The following is an 18,184-nucleotide window of genomic DNA, read 5'->3' on the forward strand; positions in this document are numbered from 1 at the left end:
TCAAAAAAACAAGAGAGACAACGACACCATGACCCCCCGAACCCTACCGGACGCCGCCGCCGAGCCCATCCGCCCCTCCAAGCTGGCCCATGTCGTGCTGCGCGTGAGCGACCTGCCGCGCTCGCGCGCCTGGTATCTCGAACTGCTGCAGGCCTGGCCGGCCTTCGAGAACGAGATGCTGTGCTTCATGACCTACGACGACGAGCACCACCGCATCGGCCTCATCGCTCGCCCGGACCTGGGCGTGGCCGACGACGCGCTGGCCGGGCTCGAGCACATCGCCTTCACCTTCGCCACGCTGGAGCGGCTGCTCGCGACCTTCCGGCGCCTGAAGGCGGCGGGCGTCACGCCGTACTGGAGCATCAACCACGGACCCACGGTGTCGCTGTACTACAAGGACCCGGACGGCAACCGCGTCGAGCTGCAGTACGACGTTTTCGACCGGCCCGCAGACCTGGACGCCTTTTTCGGCGGCGGCGCGTATGTGCGCAACTTCATGGGCGTGCGCTTCGACCCGGAGGACCTGATACGCCGCTACGAAGCGGGCGAGCCGCTGCGCAGCCTCACGGCGCGGCCGGAGCTGCCGGTGGGCAGCACGCCGTGGGATGAGTTGGTGAACTGACGAGTTGGTGAACTGACGAATTGGAGAGCCATGAGCGTCAGGCGCCCGGTGCGGCATCGAGGTGGCAGGCCCGCGAGTGCCCTGGCGCCACCGTCTCCAGCACCGGGCTGCGCACGCTGCACACCGGCATGGCCTGCGGGCAGCGTGGATGAAAGGCGCAGCCTCCGGGCGGATTCATCGGCGAGGGCAGCTCGCCCTTGATCGGGATGTAGACCCGCGCGCCGCCATCGAGCGATGGAATCTCGTTGAGCAGCGCGCGGGTGTAAGGGTGCGACGGCCGCAGGAACAGGTCGCGCGCGGGAGCGGACTCGACGATCTTTCCCAGGTACATGATGAGCACGCGGTCGGCCATGCGCTCCACCACCGCCAGGTTGTGGCTGATGAACAGGTAGCCCAGGTTCATGTCGTCGCGCAACGCCATGAACAGGTTCAGCACCTGCGCCTGCACCGACACGTCGAGCGCGGCCACCGCCTCGTCGCACACCAGCAGCGTCGGCTGCACGCTCAACGCGCGCGCGATGACGATGCGCTGGCGCTGGCCGCCGGAGAACTGGTGCGGAAAGCGCTGTGCGTACGCGGGGTCGAGCCCGACCTTGCGCATGAGCTGCGCGACATGGTCGGCTAGGTCGGCCTTCGCCACCAGCCCGTGCACGCGCGCCGCCTCGCCGATGGCCTCGCCCACGCGGATGCGCGGGTTCAGCGACGCGAAGGGGTTCTGGAACACCATCTGCACGCCCAGGTCGAAGGCGCGGCGTTTTGCAGGGGCCAGCGTGTCGACGTTCTCGCCACGGAACATGATCTCGCCGCCGCTCGGCCTCGCGATGCCCGCCGCCACGCGGCCCAGGCTGCTCTTGCCGCAACCGGATTCACCCACGAGCCCGATCACCTCGCCGGGCCGCACCGACAGGTCAACCTCGCGCACCGCGTGCACTTCGTTGGCCGGCGGGCGCAGGCCGAGGCGCGCCATCAGGGCCGCGCCCATGCCGGGGCTGCGGGCGCCGTAGCGCTTCTCGATGCCCTTGAGTTCGAGCAACGGCGCTCCTGCCGATAGTGCAGCCGGGGCGGAAACCGGCATCGCGTCGTTCATGCGGCCTCCGCGACATCGAGCGGAAACCAGCACCGCCAGCTCACGCCAGGGCTGGGCTCGGTGAGCCCGGGTTCATGCTCGCGGCACTGTGGCTGCGCACGCGCGCACCGGGGCGCGAAAGAGCAGCCCGTGCGCGCCTCCAGCGGGTTGGGCGCGCTGCCCGGAATCTGCGCCAGCGCCTGGCCGTGCGCCTGCCCGATGCGCGGCACCGCGCCGATGAGCCCGGCCGTGTAGGGGTGGCGCGGCCGTTCGATGAGCATGCGCGTGGGCGCCGACTCGACGATGCGCCCCGCATACATCACGGCCACGCGGTCGGCCAGCCCCGCGACCACCGCCAGGTCATGCGTGATCCACAGCAGCGCGGTGCGCGACTCGCGGCACAGCCGCTGCATCTCATAGAGGATCTGGCCCTGGATGGTCACGTCGAGCGCGGTGGTGGGCTCGTCCGCGATGATCACGTCGGGCCGGTGCAGCAGCGCAATGGCAATGGCCACGCGCTGGCGCATGCCGCCCGAGAGCTCGTGCGGATAGGCATCGAGCCGCTTCTGCGGCGCCGCGATGCCCACGCGCACCAGGCTTTGCAGCGCACGCTCGCGCGCCTCATTCCTCGACACCTTCTCGTGCGCGGTGACGGCCTCGGTCATCTGCGTGCCCACGCTGAGCACGGGGTTGAGCGTCATCATCGGGTCCTGGAAGATCATCGCGAGCTTGCGCCCGCGCAGCGAGCGAAGGGCCTCCGGCGTTTCGGCCACCACGTCGCGCCCGCCCAGCAGCACGCGCCCCGCCACCACGCGGCCCGGCGGGTCGATGAGCCCCATGATCGAGAAGCCCGTCACGCTCTTGCCCGAGCCCGACTCGCCCACCAGCCCCACGATTTCGCCGCGCGCCAGTTCCAGGTCTACGCCGTCGACCGAGCGCACCATGCCCTCGCGGGTGTCGAACCAGGTCTTCAGGCCGGAGACGGACAGCACGGCGTCGGGCGGCAAGTGCTGCAGGTCTTGCATGCCATGGGTGTCATGGGTGATGGATGCGTTCATCGTTCGCCCCTCGGATTGACGATCTGGCGGAACCTGTCGCCCACGATGTTGAAGGCCAGGATGGCAATGGCCAGCGCCAGGCCCGGGAACAGGCTGAGCCAGTAGCGCCCCGACATGAGGTAGTCGAAGCCGTTGGCCGTGAGCATGCCCAGCGACGGCTCGCTCACCGGCACGCCCACGCCCAGGAACGACAGCGCCGCCTCGGCCGCGATCGCCTCGGCGAATTCGATGGTGGCAATCACGATCAGCGGCGGCATGCAGTTGGGCAGCAGGTGGCGCAGCAAACGGCGCGCGCGGCCGAAGCCCAGGCACACGGCCGCCTCCATGTACTCCTTGTCGCGCTCCACCATGGCCGCGGCCCGCGCGGCGCGCGCGAAGTAGGCCCAGCCGCCGACGATGAGCGCGATGACCACCTTGTCCACGCCCTTGCCGAGAATGGCCAGCAGCACCAGCGCGATGAGCACGCCGGGCAGCGCCAGCTGGATGTCGACGATGCGCATGATGAGCGCGTCGACCCAGCCGCGCGAAAAGGCCGCGAGCAGCCCCATCAGCGTGCCGATGACCAGCGCGCCCAGCGTGGCGAGCACGCCCACGTAGAGGCTGATGCGCAGGCCGAACAGAATGGCCGAGAGCATGTCGCGCCCCTGCTCGTCGGTGCCCAGCCAGTAGCGCATGCGGCCGTCCCCCGAGAGGCTGCCTGGCGCCAGCTTGGAGTCGAGGATGTCGAGGCTCGCAAGGTCGTAGGGGTTCTGCGGTGCGATCCACGGCGCCAGCAGCGCGGCCAGGACGATGAGCGCCAGCACCATGCTCGCGCACACGGTGACGCGGCTTTCGAACAGGCGTTCGAAGGTGCTGCGCCATCGGCCCTGGGGCGGCGTTCTCTTAGGCAGGGCGGGAGCTGCAGGCACGGCAGGTGGAGCCGGCAAGGCTGAAGAGGCCTCCGGCGGCGGGAGCTTGGTCATGCGGCACTTGCCTTCAAACGAATGCGCGGGTCGAGCACGCCGTACAGCAGGTCGAGCACCAGGTTCAGCACCACCAGGAACGACACCACCACCATCACATAGGCCACGACCACGGGGCGGTCGAGCTGCACGATGGAGTCGATCAGCAGCTTGCCCGCGCCGGGCCACGCGAAGATCGATTCGGTGATGACCGAGAACGCCGCCAGCCGGCCGAACTCCATGCCGATCACCGTCACCAGCGGCACCAGGAGGTTGCGCAGCATGTGCACGCCCACGATGCGCGAGCGGCGCAGCCCCTTGGCGCGCGCGAACTGCATGTATTCGCTGCCGACGATTTCCATGGCCGCCGCGCGCGTGAGCCGCGCCAGCAGCGCGATCTTGGGCAACGCCAGCGTGAGCGAAGGCAGCACGATGTGCGCGAGGCCGTCGAGCGTCAGGAAGCTCCACGGAATGCCCAGCACCATGCGCGTGTCGCCGCGCCCCGACGAGGGCAGCACGCCGGCCCACACGGCCAGCACCATGATCAGCACGATGGCGATCCAGAACGACGGCAGGCTCAGCCCCACGATCGAAAACCCCATGCCCGCGCGCGAGATCCACGCGCCGGGCTTCACCGCCGCGTAGAGCCCCAGCGGCACGCCGACGAGCGTGGCGACCAGGATGGCCGTGACCGCCAGCTCCAGCGTGGCGGGCACGCGCTGGAAGATGAGCTGCATCGCGGGTTGCCCGGCCAGGAAGCTGCGGCCGAAATCCGCATGCAGCGCACCGGCCAGGAAGCGGCCGTATTGCACCCACACCGGCTGGTCCAGCCCCAGCGACTGCGCCACGGCCAGCTTCTCGGCCTGCGTGGCCAGCGGGTTGATCATCACGTCCACCGGGTTGCCGATGACGTACACCCCCACGAACACGAGCGCCGACACCGCCAGCAGCACGATGGCGGCCTGCATCAGCCGCGCGAAGACGAAGCCCGGCATGCCCGGTCCTACTTGCTGCGGTCGGTGCCGCGCTCGGCCACGGCCGCGCCGGCGGCGCGCACGTACTGCGACATGTAGATCTGGTCGGCCCGCGTGGCGTAGCTCAGCCCCTTGCGCATGGCCATGGCCGTCTTCTCGAAGTGCAGCGGGATCACGGCCACGTCGTCTTCCACGGCGGTCTTCTCGATCTTGCGCACCAGCGCGATGCGCTCGGCTTCGTCGAGCGTGGACGATGCGCGCTCGATGAGCGCGTCGAGTTCGCGGTTGCTGTAGCGCTCGTAGTTGGTGGCGCCGTCGCTGGGCTTGCCGCCGCGGGTGGCGAACAGGGCGCGCATGCGGTCGGTCGACACCAGGTCGGCCCAGCCCGTGATGTGGCTCGGATAGTCGTAGGCCACGAGGTTCTTGAAGAAAATGGCGGTGGTGGGCGTGTCCAGCGACACCTTCACGCCCGCGCGGCCCCACATGGAGGCCACGGCCTGCGCGACCTTGGCGTCGTTGATGTAGCGGCCGTTCGGCGCGCCCAGCGTCATCGTGAAGCCGTTGGGGTAGCCGGCCTCCTGCAGCAGCTTCTTCGCGCCCGCGACGTCGGCCGCGGGCAGCCTGGCGGCGGCGCTGCCGCCTTCCATCATGGGCGCGATGGTGCCGGCGGTGGGCAGGCCCACGTCTTCCATGATGCGTTCGCCGAGCACCTTGCGGTCGATGGCCAGCGCCAGCGCGCGGCGCACGCGCACGTCTTTCAGCGGATTGGCGTCGAGGCCCGCGAACTTGGGCGCGGCGGTGTCCAGGCCGATGTACACCAGCCGCGTGGTGGGCGCGCTGGACACCTTCACCTGCGGATCCTTCAGCAGCCGGGGCAGGTCGTCGGGCGTGGGGTCTTCGATGATGTCGATGCCGCCCGACAGCAAGGCGCTGATGCGCGCGGCCGGGTTGGTCACGAAGCGCAGCACCACCTTCTGCCAGTGCACGGGCTCGCCCCAGTAGAGCGGGTTGCGCGCCAGGGCTATCTCCGCGCCGCGGGTCCACGAGACATACACGAAGGGGCCGGTGCCGACCAGGCCGTCGCCGCCGTTCAGCTGTGCCGTGGTCTTGCCTTCGGGCGCAGGGCCCGAGGCGCTTTTCTTCGACATGATCATCAGCCGCTCCAGCGCGCGCGGCAGGCTGGGGTTGGGCGCGTCGGTCTCGATGCGCACGGTGAGCGGGTCGACGGCCTTCACGCGCTGGATGCCGCGCGCGAAGATCGACATGGGCGAGGGGCTGTTGGGCACCTTGAGCGCGCGCTCGAAGGAGAACACCACGTCGTCGGCGGTGAAGGGCGTGCCGTCGGAAAACTTCACGCCGGGGCGCAGCTTGAACACCCACGCAGTGGGCTCGACGAGCTTCCATTCGGTGGCCAGCGCGGGCTTGAGCTTCATGTCCGCATCGGAGGTGACCAGCGGCTCGAAGATGTGGCGCGCCACCACCATGTCGGTGGTGATGGCGCGAAACGCCGGGTCCAGCGACATCGGCTCGCCCTTCAGGCCGACGGTGAGCGTCTGTGCGCACAGCGGGCCGGCCAGCGCCCCGAGCAGTGCCGCGGCCAGAAGGCCCCGGCGCGAATTGGCACGAACGAAGCGCTTCATGGCGTGTTCCTCAGGAGGCGTTGGCGCGCAGGTAGCGCTCTGTCAGTCGGACCCAGTAGCTGGCCGCGATGGGCAGCAGCGCATCGTTGAAGTCGTAGCCCGGGTTGTGCACCATGCAGCCGCCGGTGCTGTGGTGGTCACCCGTGCCGTTGCCCATGTAGAAGTATGCGCCGGGCACCGCTTCGAGCATGAAGGAAAAGTCTTCGCTGCCGGTGCTGGGGCGCATGTTCGGGATCAGGCTTTCCTTGCCGAACCACTCCACTGCCACTTCGCGTGCGAACTCGGTGGCGGCCGCGTCGTTGATGGTGGCGGGGCAGCCGAACCCGTAGTCGACCTCGGCCACGCACTGCATCGCGATGGCCTGGGCCTTCACCACCTCGGGGATGCGGGTGCGCAGCCAGTCGCGGATGGCCGGGGTGAAGGCACGCACCGACACCGTGAGCTTCACTTCCTCGGGAATCACGTTCGAGGCTTCGCCGCCATGGATGGCGCCCACCGTGATGATGGCGGTGTCGCGCGGGTCGGTGTTGCGCGAGACGATGGTCTGCAGCGCCAGCACCACGTGCGCCGCCGCCACCACGGGGTCGGTCGCGTCGTGCGGTTTGGCACCATGGCCACCCTTGCCGCGCACCGTGATGCGCACCGTGTCCGCCGACGCCATGAAGGTGCCCGTCAGGAAGCCGAAGGTGCCCAGCCGTTCGCCGGGCGCGTTGTGCAGCGCGAACACCATGTCGCAGGGGAACATTTCGAACAGCCCGGCCTTGACCATGATCTCGGCGCCGCAGTCGCGCTCTTCGGCGGGCTGGAAGATGAGATGCAGCGTGCCGTCGAAATTGCGCGTGGCCGCCAGGTGGCGCGCGGCGGTCAGCAGGATGGCCGTGTGGCCGTCGTGGCCGCAGGCGTGCATCACGCCCGGGTTCCGGCTGGTGTAGTCCAGGCCGGTGTTCTCGTGGATGGGCAGCGCGTCCATGTCGGCGCGCAGGCCCAGGCGGCGCGTGCCGCTGCCGCAGGTGAGCGTGCCCACCACGCCGGTGCCGGCCAGGCCGCGATGCACCTCGTAGCCGTAGGAGGCCAGCGTTTGCGCGACCAGGTCGCTGGTGGCGTGCTCCTTCAACGAGAGCTCGGGGTTGGCGTGGATCTTGTGCCTGATCGCGACCATTTCGCGTTCGATGGCGCGAACGCCTGAAAGTACCGTGTCCATGGGGCTCCTGGGTTGAGTGAGGGGGTCAGTTGTCGATGCCGTTGTCGGTGCCAGTGCCTGCGCGATTGGCGTCCAGCGCCTGCGCCAGGTCGGCCACCAGGTCGTCGGCGTGTTCCAGGCCCACCGACAGCCGCAGCAGGCCTTGCGGCACCGTGCTGTGCGGGCCGGCGATGGAAGCGTGATGCTCGACGAGGCTTTCGACGCCGCCGAAGCTGGTGGCGCGCGTGAACAGCGCGAGCCGCGCCGCGAGCGCCAGCGCGGCCGGCTTGCCGCCTTCGACCTCGAAGGAAAGCATGCCGCCGAAGCCCGTCATCTGTGCCGCGGCGACGGCGTGCGTGGCATGGCCGGGCAGGCCGGGGTAGTGCACGGCGGTCACGTCGGGCCGCTGCGCCAGGAACTCGGCCACGCGCTGCGCGTTGGCGCAGTGCGCGCGCATGCGCAGCGGCAGGGTGGGCAGCGAGCGCATCAGCAGCCAGCAGTCGAACGGCGCCAGCACACTGCCTCCGTAGACCTGCGCGGCGCGCACGGCCTCGAAGTGCGCGTCGTTCTCGCGCGAGACCACCACGCCGCCCAGCACGTCGCTGTGGCCGCCCAGGTACTTGGTGGTGGAGTAGGTGACCATGTCGCACCCCAGGCGCAGCGGCTGCTGCACCACCGGGCTGGCGAAGGTGTTGTCGGCCACCACGCGGGCGCCGCGCGCATGGGCCAGCTCGGCCACCGCCGCGATGTCGATGCAATGCAGCAGCGGGTTCGACGGCGTTTCGATCCACACCATGCGCGTGTGCTCGTTGAAGGCATCGCGCACGGCGTCGAGCGAGCTCATGTCGACGAACGAGGCCTGCACGCCCCACTTCGCGAAGATGCGCTGCAGCACGTTGACCGTGCCGTAGTAGCCGTGCAGCGGCGCCACCACGTGGTCGCCGGGCTGCAGGCCCTGGAACACCGCGGTGGCCGCGGCCACGCCCGAGCTGAAGGCTGCGCAGGCCGCGCCCCCGTCGAGCACGGCCACCGCTTCCTCTAGCGCGGCGCGCCCGGGGTTGCGGTTGCGCCCGTACATGAAGCCGCGTGGGTAGCCGCCGTCCGCGTCGCGCTCGAAGGTGGTCGACAGCTGGATCGGCGGGGCCACCGCACCCGTGCCCTGGTCGATGCCGCGGCCGGCGTGAACGGCGAGGGTTTCCAGCCGATGGGGCGCGGTGCGGCGCGGGCGCGTGCTGTTCATTCGTGGACTTCGTGGTTCGCTGGCGGCGGAGATCGCTGCAGCCCTGAAGGCGAATCTAGGGCGCGTTCAAAGCAAAGTCCAATGCATTGTTGTATGGAATATGATGAATTGAAGTCATCATTTGATTGGATGCGCACCATGACCCTGGTCCAGCTTCGGCACCTCATTTCCCTTGCCGCCACCGGCTCCTTCACGCACTCCGCGCGCGAGGCCTTCGTCACGCAGCCGGCCTTGAGCCGCAGCATCCAGGCGTTGGAAGAAGAGCTGGGCCAGCCGCTGTTCGACCGCGTCGGCCACCGCAGCGAAGTCACCGCGTTCGGCCGCGAGATCGTGCAGCGCGCGCGCAAGCTCATCATCGACGCCGACGAACTGGTGGCCTGCGGACGCCGCCTGACCGAAGGGCGCGCCGGTTCGTTGCGCGTGGGCCTGGGCTCGACCCCGGCCATGCTGCTGATGACGCCCATCCTGAAGCTGGCTGCCGCGCAGGGGTCGTCGCTGCGCGTGTCGTGCTCGCACGGCGATTCGGAACAGCTGGTGCGCGGCCTGCGCAACCGCACGCTCGATGCTTTGGTCGTAGAGGTGCGCTCCGTGAAGCCGGCGACCGATCTCAACGTGAGCTCGATCGTCGAGATGCGCGGCGCCTTCATGTGCCGGCCCGGCCATCCGCTTACGCGCGTGCGCGGCACGCTGAGCTTCGAGGAAATCAACCAATACCCCATCGCCTCGACCTTGCTCGACGACGAGATCGCCCGTTCGATGATCGAAGCCTACGGACCCACCGCGCACCCCGACGAATGCCTGGCCGCGCAATGCAACGACTTCGAAAGCCTGATGAGGATGGTGCGCGAGACCGACACGATCTTGAACGGCATCCGCAACGCCGCGCCGGAACTGATCGAGTTGCCGGTGAAGCCGGCGCGACGCAGCGTGTCGCGCTTCGGCCTGTTCACCCTGGCCAACCGTGCCGAGGCGCCGGCCTTGCCGCTGCTGCGTGAGCTGCTGCAAAGCCGAATGATCGGCGGGTAGCAACGCTGGCGGCGGGGCCTGCGTTCAGCAACGCCGCCGTGGCAGGAATCGTGGGCATTCTGTCTTCGCGGACAACGCCGTCGTTCCTAGACTGGCCCTCATCGCAACCCCCCGAGAGCCGCGCCATGAACATCGGCATGCTTGTTTTTCCCGACATCACCGCCATCGACTACGTGGCGCCGGCCGACCTGCTGGTGCGCATTCCCGGCGCCACGCTGAACCTGGTGTGGAAGCACACCGAGCCGCTCAAGACCGAGCTGGGCTGGGAGTTTCGCGCCACCGCCTCCTATGAAAGCTGCGGCCAGCTCGACATGATCGTGGTGCCGGGCGGCCCCGGCATCGCGGCGCTGCTGCAGGACGAGCAGACGCTGTCGTTTCTCGCGCAGCAGGCGCGCGGCGCCACCTGGATCGTGGGCATCTGCACCGGCCCGCTGGTGCTGGGCGCGGCCGGCCTGCTCGAAGGCTACAAGGCCACCTGCCACTGGGGCTCGCACGAGCTGCTGGCGCAGGTCGGCGCCATCGCGGTGGACGAGCGCGTGGTGGTCGACCGCAACCGCATCACCGGCGCGGGCATGACCTCGGGCATCGACTGCGCGCTGAAGGCAATTGCCCTGGCCAGCAGCGACGACGTGGCACGCGGCGTGCAGCTCTTCGCCGAATACGACCCGCAACCGCCGTTCGACAGCGGCACGCCGCACAAGGCGCCGGCCGCGCTGGTGGAGGCCATGCGCGAAAGGTTGCGCCCCATCGTCGAGCAGCGCCGGGCCTTGCTCGCGGCGCGGCGCGCGCGTTGAGCCTTTTCGGTCACCGGCACTTTCATTCGAGGTCTCCATGTTTCAACGCATCTCTTCGCATCGTCCCTGGCGTGCCTTGCGCACATGGCTGATGGGCCTGTCGCTGGGCCTGTCGCTGTCGCTGGTCGGCCTGACCGCGCAGGCGCAGGGCAGCGGCCCCATCCGGCTGCTGGTCGGCTACACGCCAGGCGGTCCGGCGGACACCGCCGCGCGCATCGTCGCGGAAAAGCTCAGCACCGAGCTGGGCCACCCGGTGGTGGTCGACAACAAGCCCGGTGCGGGCGGGCAGATTGCCGCGCAGGCGCTGAAGGCCGCGCCGGCCGACGGCTCGGTGCTCTTCCTGAGCAACACGCACACGGTGGTCACGGTGCCGCTCACGGTAAAAAACCCGGGCTTCGCCACGGCGAAAGACTTTCGCACCGTGGGCGGCGTGGCCACCTTCGAGCTCGCGCTCGCGGTCAACCCGAAGACCCACGCGCACACGCTGAAGGAGCTGGGCGCGTGGTTCGCGGCGCACCAGAGCGAGTCGTCCATCGGCGTGCCCGCGCCGGCCAGCTCGCCCGAGTTCGTGGCGGCGAAGGTGTCGCGCACCTTCAAGGCCGACACGGTGGCCGCGTCGTACCGCGGCGCGCCGCCCATGGTGCAGGACCTGCTGGCGGGGCAGCTCGCGGCCGGCGTGTCGAGCATCTCTGACTTCCAGCAGTACCACCAGGCCGGCACGCTGCGCATTCTCGCGGTCACGCGCACCACGCCGCTGCTGCCCGGCGTGCCGTCGTTCGCCGAGGCCGGCCTGGCCGGGCTGGACAACACCACCGACCTGCTGGGCATCTACGCCCCCGCGGCCATGCCCGACGCGCTGGTCGCGCGCTACAACACGGCGCTGAACCGCGTGCTGGCCAACCCCGAGGTGGTCGCCAAGTTCAAGAGCTACGTGATGACGCCCGCGCCCATGACGCCGGCCGAGCAGCAGCAGCGGCTGGTGCAGGCGTCGGCCGTGCTGTCCACGCTGATGAACGAAAGCGGCTTCGTGCCGCACTGAAACTGCCAAGGCCACCGAAAGTGATTGCCGCCATGTTCGACCACATCGGTGCCCACGCGGGCGACCCCATCCTCGGGCTGAACGAAGACTTCCAGAACGACACCCGGCCCGGCAAGACCAACCTCGGCATCGGCGTGTACCTGGACGACAGCGGCACGCTGCCGCTGATGGCCGCCGTGGCGCAGGCCGAGGCCGAGCTGCAGTCGCGCGCCGGTGCACGCTCCTACCTGCCGATGGCGGGGCTCGCGGCGTACCGCGACGCGCTGCAGGCGCTGGTCTTCGGCCCCGGCCACGCGGCCCGCGCCGAAGGCCGCATCGCCACGATCCAGTCGCTCGGGGGCTCGGGCGCCTTGCGCGTCGGCGCTGACTTCCTGAAGAAGCACTTTCCGGGCGCGGGCGTGTGGGTCAGCGACCCGAGCTGGGAGAACCACCGCGTCGTGTTCGAGGCCGCGGGCTTCAGCGTCGGCACCTACCCGTACTGCGACAAGGCCACCGGCGGCCTGCGCTTCGATGCCATGTGCGACGCCATCGGCGGGCTGCCTGCGCGCAGCATCGTGCTGCTGCATGCCTGCTGCCACAACCCCACGGGCGTGGACCTCACGCAGGCGCAATGGCGCACCGTTGCCGCGCTGATGCGCGAGCGCGGCCTGATCGCGTTCGTCGACATGGCCTACCAGGGCTTCGGCGACGGGCTCGACGAAGACGCCTTCGCGCCCCGGGTGCTGGCCGATGCGGGCGTGGCCTGCCTGGTCGCGAGTTCGCTGTCGAAGAACTTCTCGCTGTACGGCGAGCGCGTCGGCTCGCTGAGCATCGTGTGCGCGTCGAAGGCCGAGGCCGAGCGCATGCTGGGCCAGCTCACCGGCACCGTGCGCGCCAACTACAGCAACCCGCCCACGCACGGCGCGACCGTGGTGGCTGCGGTGTTGTCGTCGGCCGCGTTGCGCGCGCTGTGGGAGCGCGAGCTGGCCGCCATGCGCACGCGCATCCAGGCCATGCGCGGCGCGATCCATGCGGCGCTGCAGCGGCAGGACTTGCCGGGCGGTGCCACGCTGTCGCGCTACCTCGTGCAGCGGGGCATGTTCACCTACACGGGGCTGTCGGCCGCGCAGGTCACGCGGCTGCGGGAAGACCACGGCGTGTACCTGCTGATGTCGGGCCGCATGTGCGTGGCCGGGCTCAACCACCGCAACGTCGATGCCGTGGCCCGCGCCATCGGCGAGGTGATGCGCCAGGTGCTGCGCTAGGTGAGGAAACCGGCAATGCGTGCAGGCGCCTGATCAACGCGCCGCGAAGCGCTCGCGGTATTCGGTGGGCGACACGTGCAGGTGCCGCACGAACGCGCGGCGCAGCACCTCTTCGGAATTGAAGCCGCATTGCTGCGCGATCGACTTCAGGCTCTGGCGGCTGGTTTCCACCAGCTGGCAGGCTTTTTCGAGCCGCATGCGCGCCACGGCCAGCGCGGGCGTGATGCCGGCGTGCTGCTGGTAGAAGCGCGCGAAGGTGCGCGGCGTCATGGCCAGTTGCTCGGCCATGTCGGCGACCGACAGCGCCTTGTGCAGCCGCGCGCCCATCCAGGTGTGCAGGGTGTCGATGCGCGCGTCGTCGGCCGTCTGCGCCAGCAGCGCGCTGCTGAACTGCGACTGCCCGCCGGGCCGCTTGTAGAACACCACCAGCTTCTTGGCCACGCTCATCGCAATCTCGCGGCCCACGTCGGCCTCGACCATGCCCAGCGCCATGTCGATGCCCGCGGTGACGCCGGCCGAGGTCCACACGCGGCCCTGGCGCGAGTAGATGGCGTCGCGCTGCACATCGACGCCCGGGTGCTCCTTGGCCAGCTGGTCGCACACCGCCCAGTGCGTGACCGCGCTGCCGCCTTCGAGCAGCCCCGCGCGCGCCAGCACGAATGCGCCGGTGCACACCGACGCGATGCGCGAGAAGCGCGGCGCGGCCCGCCGCACCCAGGCAATCAGCGCGTCGAGCCGCTGTGCCTGCAGTGCATCGGGCGTCGGCAAGCCCGGCCGCCAGATGCCGGGGCCGCCGGGCACCAGCACCGAAGCGATGTCGCGCGAGAGCCTGCGCGGCAGCGCGCCCGCGACCAGCTCTACACCGCTGGAGCTTCGCACCGGCCCCGCCTGCAATGCGTGGATGGAGGTCTGGTACAGCGGCTCGCGGCCCGAGAGCACCAGCTCTTCGTTCGCGCTGGAGAACACCTGCAGGGGACCGCTGACGTCCAGCAGCTGGAAGCGGTCGAAGACGAGGAACCAGATGGGATGCATGGCACAGACTGTGCCTCAGTTGGGCCGGGTTTGCGCCTCGTCCCTGCGCGGCACTCAGTCTGCGCCCGCCTGTCAGCGCGACGCCGGCAGCACGTTGCGCTCGTCCTGCCGCAGCACCAGGTCCCACACCTGCTGCCCGGTCGGCGACGAGCGCTCTTCGTACACATGCGCCACAAGCCCGGCCGCGCGCCCGATCAGCGCGAGCCCGCGGCCCAGCAACGGGTCCAGGCCCATGTCGGCCAGCACGGCGCCGTTGGCGCCGGCCGCGTTCAGCGGCAGGTTGCGGCCGTGGTCTTCGCGCAGCACGTCGGCAATGGCCAGTGCCAGGCGCCAGTGGCGGCCGAAGTAGCCGTTGTCCTTCGAGACGGCCATGAGCGTCGGCACGCGCGGGTCGCCGTTCACATGAATGGGGTGGCCGATGCCGGGAATGGACTTGCGCGCCGCGCGGTGCTCGCGCACCACCTGCGTCGCGCGCTCGCGCACGTCGGCATCGCTGGCGTCGTCGGCCAGCGGCGCGGCTTCGCGCAGCAGGAGCTCGCTGACGTTCTGCACCGTGCCCAGAAAGTTGTTGCCCGCGCCCAGCAGGCCGGCCGCCACGGCGCCCTGCAGCGACTCGGGCGCGCCCAGCCAGGTGAGCCGCGCGGTGATGGCGCTGGGCGTGAGGCCGTGGTCGGCCGCCGTCACCAGCAGCAGGTTGACCATGTTCTTCTCGCGCGGCTCGGGCGTGCGCCCGAAGGTCAGGAGCCAGATCATTTCCACGAAGTCGAGCTTGCCGATGAGCTCGGTGGACAGGTTGCGCCCGCGCACCCAGATGGTGTCGGGCGTGGTGTAGCCGATGTCGGTCTTGATGGGCATGGGGTGTCCTCGCGTATGTCGGTATTTGCGTATGTGGTTCCCGCCGCGTTCAGCCCGCGAGCCCGACGGTGATCCCGCCGCACACGTACAGCACCTGCCCGGTCATGAACGACGCCATCGGGTGCATGAAGCAGCCCACCGCGTGCGCCACCTCGGCCGGCTCGCCGAAGCGCTGCACCGGAATGCCCTGCGCGATGCGTTGCGTGCGCGGGCTGTCGGCCGGGTTGGCGGCCTTGAACGCGGCGGTGGCGATGGGCCCGGGCGCCACGGCGTTCACCGTGATGCCCTGGGCCGCCAGCTCCAGCGCCCAGGTGCGCGTGAGCGCATTGAGCGCGCCCTTGGCCGCCGAATAGCCGCTGCGCAGCTCCTTGCCCAGCGCCGCGCGGCTGGTGATGTTCACGATGCGGCCGTGGCCGGCCGCGCGCATCGCGGGCAGCACGGCCTGCGTGCATTGCAGGGCGGCGCGCGTGGTGACGGCCATCTGCAGGTCGAAGTCGTCCAGCGAGGTGTCTTCGATGGGCGCCGGGCGAATGGCCGCCACGTTGTTCACCAGGCCGGTGAAGGCGCGCTGCGCGGTGGCCTCGGCCAGCGCCGCGGCCAGCGCGGCCTTGTCGCCCATGTCGACACGCACGAACGCGCCGGAGCTGTCATCGGGCGGCGGCTGGATGTCGAAGTTGACGACCTGCCAGCCCGCCGCCATCAGCGTGTGGCAGGTGGCCAGGCCGATGCCCGAGGAGCCGCCGGTGACCAGGGCGTGGCGCGGGGTGCCGTCCTGCGTGGCTTGGTGATGTTCGTGTTGTGCGATTGGCGATGTCATGTCGTGGCCTTGGTGCTGTCGTGCTGCATGCGCCGGACGATGTCCGCGCGTGCGTCCTTCTTCGACACCTTGCCGTTCGCGGTGCGCGGCAGCGGGTCGAAGAAGTGCACGGCCTTGGGGGTCTTCACGGGGTCGAGATGCGCGCGCACCCAGGCGATGAGTTCGGCCTGCGTGGTTTGCTCGCCGGCGCGCAGCTGCACGGCGGCGTGCACCGCCTCGCCCCACTTGTCGTCGTCGATGCCGACCACCGCGCAGTCGTACACCGCGGGGTGCTTGCCCAGCGCGTTCTCCACGTCGGTGGGGTACACGTTGAAGCCGCCGGTGATGATCATGTCGCGCACCCGGTCTTTCAGGAACAGGTAGCCGCGCTCGTCGAGGTAGCCGCCGTCGCCGGTGCGCAGCCAGCCGTCGTGGAAGGTCTCGGCGGTCTTCTCGGGCTGCTTCCAGTAGCCCGACATCAGCAGGTCGCCGCGCACCACCACCTCGCCGGTCTCGCCCGGGGGCAGCAGCTTGCCCGCGGCGTCCATGATGGCGATGTCGGTCATCAGCGCGGCGCGCCCGACCGAGTCGAGGTTGCGCGCGTCGAGCAGGTCCTGTACAGGCATGTACGAAATGATGGCCGGCGCTTCGGTCTGGCCGTAGCCGGTTTCCACATGGCCGAACACCTGCTGCGCCTCGATGATCTTGTCGCGCCGCATCGGTGCCGCCGCGTACACGAAGTGGCGCAGCGCCGACCAGTCGCGCGTGCGTGCCGTCTCGTCCTCGAGCAGGCTGTAGATCAGCGTGGGCGGCATGAACACGGCGCTCACGCGCTCGCGCTCCAGCTGCTCGAGCACGTCGCGCGGCTGCGTGGAGGTGGGCAGCAGCACGGTGCCGCCCCAGCCGAGCACCGGCAGCAGGAAGGTCGAGGTGCCGTGCGTGATGGAGGCCACCGCCAGGTAGCGTTCGTCGGCGTCGAGCCGCATGGCATGCGCGATCGACACGATGGTGGTGTTCCACGCGCGGTAGCTCTGCATCACGCCCTTGGGCGCGCCGGTGGTGCCGCCGGTGAACTTGATGGCCTGCGTTTCGCCCAGGTCGTGACGCACGTCGGCGGGCCGGCGGCCGCGGTAGACGGCGACCAGCGCGCTCAGCTCGCATTCGGCGTGCCGACCGGTGTGGGCGGCGTCTTGCGGCACGTAGCCGATGCGGCGTGCGCGCGTGCCTGCCACCTTGTCTTCGAGGCCTGCTTCGGTCACGACCAGCGCGGCCTCGGTGAACTCGACGATGCGACTCAATTCGGCCTGGCCGGCGCGCGGGTTCAGCGGCACCCAGATGCGGCCCGCCAGCAGCGTGGCGAACAACGCCACGACATGGGAAATGTGGTTGCCCGCGCAGATCGCGATGCGCCCGCGCGCGTCGGGCACCAGCGCCTGGAAGGCGGTGGCCAGTGCCTCGGTGCGGGCCAGCAGCTCGGCGTAGCTGATCTCGCCCTCCGGGCCGGAAATGGCGATCTTGTCGGGATGGCGCCGCGCGCTGCGCAGCAGGAAGTCGATGGGGCGCATGGGTATGTCTTGTCTTTGCCTTCTTGCTCGGCGTGCTTACTCGGCGTGCTTACTCGGCGTGCTTACTCGGCCTTCGCGCCGGACACACGAACGATCTCGGCCCACTTGTCGTATTCCTTGCGCACGAAGGCGTCGAAGGCGCTTTGGCTCATCTCGGGCGCGTCGGCGCCCAGGTCGCGGTAGCGCGCCTTCACCTTGTCGGTGCGCAGCGCTTTTTCCACCTCGGCATGCAGCCGCTGCGTGACCGCAGGGGGCACGCCGGCCGGCACGAACAGGCCCGACCAGGCCGTCGACTCGTAGCCGCGCACGCCGGCTTCGGCCATGGTGGGCACGTCGGGCAGCGAGGCCGAGCGGCGCGCGCCCGTGACTGCCAGCGCACGCAGCGAGCCCTTGGCGATGTGCGGCAGCGAGGTCGGCAGGTTGTCGAACATCAGGTCGATCTGCCCGCCGATCAGGTCGGTGAGCGCAGCGGCGCCGCCGCGGTAGGGCACATGCAGGATGCTGACCTGCGCCAGGTGCTTGTAGAGCTCGCCCGACAGGTGGATGCTGCTGCCGTTGCCCGACGAGCCCATGCTCAGCTTGCCGGGCTTGCTCTTGGCGAGGGCCGTGAGCTCTGCCACCGACTTCGCCTGCAGCTGCGGGTTCACCACCAGCACGTTGGGCACCGAGCCCACCATGACCACGGGCGTGAACGCCTTGCGCGTGTCGTAGGGCAGGTTGCCGTACAGCGTGGGGTTGATGGCGTGCGTGCCCACCGTGCCCAGCAGCATCGTGTAGCCGTCGGGCGCGGCCGAGGCCACTTCGCGCGCGCCGATGTTGCCGCCCGCGCCGGGCCGGTTGTCGACGATCACCGGCTGGCCCAGCGACTGCGCAAGCTCCGCGCCGATCAGCCGCGCGAACAGGTCGGCGGCACCGCCGGGCGGAAAGGGCACGACCAGGCGAAGGGGCTTGGCGGGCCATGCCGCGGGCGCGGGTTGCGACCAGGCAGCGGGTGCGCACAGCGCGGCCAGGGCCGCGGCTGCGGTGAATGCGAGGGTTCTTCTTTTCAAGGGGATGTCTCCGGGAATGCTGAAAGAGATCGGATGGGGCTGGGCGTGGCTGGGCGTGAATGG

The 18,184-nt window shown here is 69.9% G+C and carries 17 protein-coding genes; 5 read left to right on the top strand and 12 right to left on the bottom strand.

The window, feature by feature from the left end:
• Positions 1-28 precede the first annotated feature (28 nt).
• Complete coding sequence (locus tag AB6807_RS14285) at positions 29-622, top strand: VOC family protein (protein WP_371085087.1); 594 nt, start codon at positions 29-31, stop codon at positions 620-622.
• A gap of 37 nt (positions 623-659) precedes the next feature.
• On the opposite strand, the gene AB6807_RS14290 is transcribed toward AB6807_RS14285, so the two are convergent.
• Genes AB6807_RS14290 through AB6807_RS14320 form a run of 7 tightly spaced genes read right to left on the bottom strand, consistent with a single transcriptional unit; the run spans position 660 to position 8,721 of the window.
• Positions 660-1,709 carry an ABC transporter ATP-binding protein gene (locus AB6807_RS14290; protein WP_371085088.1) on the bottom strand — a complete coding sequence of 350 codons (1,050 nt, stop codon included), beginning with the start codon at positions 1,707-1,709 and terminating at the stop codon, positions 660-662.
• Positions 1,706-2,713 (bottom strand): ABC transporter ATP-binding protein, encoded by a 1,008-nt coding sequence (locus AB6807_RS14295; protein ID WP_371085188.1) that lies wholly within the window; start codon positions 2,711-2,713, stop codon positions 1,706-1,708. The genes AB6807_RS14290 and AB6807_RS14295 overlap by 4 nt, the downstream gene beginning before the upstream one ends.
• A 29-nt stretch (positions 2,714-2,742) precedes the next feature.
• Positions 2,743-3,708 carry an ABC transporter permease gene (locus AB6807_RS14300; RefSeq protein ID WP_371085089.1) on the bottom strand — a complete coding sequence of 322 codons (966 nt, stop codon included), beginning with the start codon at positions 3,706-3,708 and terminating at the stop codon, positions 2,743-2,745.
• Positions 3,705-4,682, bottom strand: coding sequence for an ABC transporter permease (locus AB6807_RS14305; protein WP_371085090.1), 978 nt, complete (start codon positions 4,680-4,682; stop codon positions 3,705-3,707). The genes AB6807_RS14300 and AB6807_RS14305 overlap by 4 nt, the downstream gene beginning before the upstream one ends.
• An 8-nt stretch (positions 4,683-4,690) precedes the next feature.
• The gene (locus tag AB6807_RS14310; protein ID WP_371085091.1) at positions 4,691-6,301 is read right to left on the bottom strand and encodes an ABC transporter substrate-binding protein; all 1,611 of its coding nucleotides are present in this window, start codon (positions 6,299-6,301) and stop codon (positions 4,691-4,693) included.
• Between the two features lie 10 nt (positions 6,302-6,311).
• The gene (locus tag AB6807_RS14315) at positions 6,312-7,502 is read right to left on the bottom strand and encodes a M20 aminoacylase family protein (protein ID WP_371085092.1); all 1,191 of its coding nucleotides are present in this window, start codon (positions 7,500-7,502) and stop codon (positions 6,312-6,314) included.
• 25 nt (positions 7,503-7,527) lie between these two features.
• Positions 7,528-8,721 (bottom strand): PLP-dependent aspartate aminotransferase family protein, encoded by a 1,194-nt coding sequence (locus AB6807_RS14320; RefSeq protein ID WP_371085093.1) that lies wholly within the window; start codon positions 8,719-8,721, stop codon positions 7,528-7,530.
• A gap of 138 nt (positions 8,722-8,859) precedes the next feature.
• Here AB6807_RS14320 and AB6807_RS14325 point away from each other — a divergent pair, with 138 nt between their 5' ends.
• The 4 genes from AB6807_RS14325 to AB6807_RS14340 all read left to right on the top strand — a co-directional run bounded on the left by AB6807_RS14325 (position 8,860) and on the right by AB6807_RS14340 (position 12,824).
• Positions 8,860-9,747: a LysR family transcriptional regulator gene (locus tag AB6807_RS14325; RefSeq protein WP_371085094.1), complete on the top strand. Its 888-nt coding sequence runs from the start codon at positions 8,860-8,862 to the stop codon at positions 9,745-9,747.
• A gap of 125 nt (positions 9,748-9,872) precedes the next feature.
• Positions 9,873-10,541 carry a DJ-1/PfpI family protein gene (locus AB6807_RS14330; protein ID WP_286515117.1) on the top strand — a complete coding sequence of 223 codons (669 nt, stop codon included), beginning with the start codon at positions 9,873-9,875 and terminating at the stop codon, positions 10,539-10,541.
• Positions 10,542-10,578: 37 nt separating this feature from the next.
• Positions 10,579-11,580, top strand: a complete 1,002-nt coding sequence (locus tag AB6807_RS14335; protein WP_371085095.1) for a tripartite tricarboxylate transporter substrate-binding protein — start codon at positions 10,579-10,581, stop codon at positions 11,578-11,580.
• A 32-nt stretch (positions 11,581-11,612) separates the two neighbouring features.
• Positions 11,613-12,824, top strand: coding sequence for an amino acid aminotransferase (locus AB6807_RS14340; protein WP_371085096.1), 1,212 nt, complete (start codon positions 11,613-11,615; stop codon positions 12,822-12,824).
• Positions 12,825-12,857: 33 nt separating this feature from the next.
• Here AB6807_RS14340 and AB6807_RS14345 read toward each other — a convergent pair whose 3' ends face one another.
• From AB6807_RS14345 to AB6807_RS14365, 5 genes are all read right to left on the bottom strand, one after another.
• Positions 12,858-13,856: a GlxA family transcriptional regulator gene (locus AB6807_RS14345; protein ID WP_371085097.1), complete on the bottom strand. Its 999-nt coding sequence runs from the start codon at positions 13,854-13,856 to the stop codon at positions 12,858-12,860.
• A gap of 72 nt (positions 13,857-13,928) precedes the next feature.
• A complete protein-coding gene (locus tag AB6807_RS14350; protein ID WP_371085098.1) occupies positions 13,929-14,711 on the bottom strand; it encodes a citryl-CoA lyase in 783 nt (260 codons plus the stop codon).
• 49 nt (positions 14,712-14,760) lie between these two features.
• Positions 14,761-15,528 carry an SDR family oxidoreductase gene (locus AB6807_RS14355; protein ID WP_371085099.1) on the bottom strand — a complete coding sequence of 256 codons (768 nt, stop codon included), beginning with the start codon at positions 15,526-15,528 and terminating at the stop codon, positions 14,761-14,763.
• Positions 15,525-17,072: a class I adenylate-forming enzyme family protein gene (locus AB6807_RS14360; protein WP_371085100.1), complete on the bottom strand. Its 1,548-nt coding sequence runs from the start codon at positions 17,070-17,072 to the stop codon at positions 15,525-15,527. Before AB6807_RS14360 ends, AB6807_RS14355 begins: the two co-directional genes overlap by 4 nt.
• Positions 17,073-17,134: 62 nt before the next feature.
• Complete coding sequence (locus AB6807_RS14365; RefSeq protein WP_286515127.1) at positions 17,135-18,121, bottom strand: tripartite tricarboxylate transporter substrate binding protein; 987 nt, start codon at positions 18,119-18,121, stop codon at positions 17,135-17,137.
• Between the last annotated feature and the right edge of the window lie 63 nt (positions 18,122-18,184).

The organism is Variovorax sp. RCC_210 (assembly GCF_041355175.1).
In the GTDB taxonomy this organism is placed as follows: domain Bacteria; phylum Pseudomonadota; class Gammaproteobacteria; order Burkholderiales; family Burkholderiaceae_C; genus Variovorax.